A 397-nucleotide genomic window follows, 5' to 3' on the forward strand; every position below is an offset into this window, starting at 1 on the left:
GGCGCGGACTGGAACCGGTTCATGGACCGCGGCGCGGCGATGTGGGGGGTGATGCGCACCGGGTTCTTCGAGGTGCCGTCGGAGCCCGCGAAGCCGCGGCGGGCGACGGGCGGGTTCAAGGACTTCCGGACCACGATGCCGTGGCGGACGCTGCGCCCGCTGGCCCGCTCGTACCTGCGCGACCCACGGTTGCGGATGCATGCGGAGCGGTTCGCGCTGGGTGCCGGGCTGGATCCGCGGCAGGCGCCCGCGACGGTCGCGGTGCTCCCCTATCTCGAACAGACCTTCGGGCTGTGGACGGTACGCGGCGGCCTGCACCTGGTCGCGGACGCCCTGTTCGAGCGCTGCCTCGAACGCGGTGTGAAGTTTCTGGCGCACACCGAGGTCGCCGAAGTGT

At 72.0% G+C, this 397-nt stretch carries 1 pseudogene; it reads left to right on the forward strand.

What is annotated here, in order from left to right:
• Positions 1-21: 21 nt before the first annotated feature.
• Positions 22-397: pseudogene (locus tag AC1DSF_RS31190) on the forward strand (hypothetical protein); the annotation flags it as partial.

The organism is Variovorax sp. 01N429 (assembly GCF_056399425.1).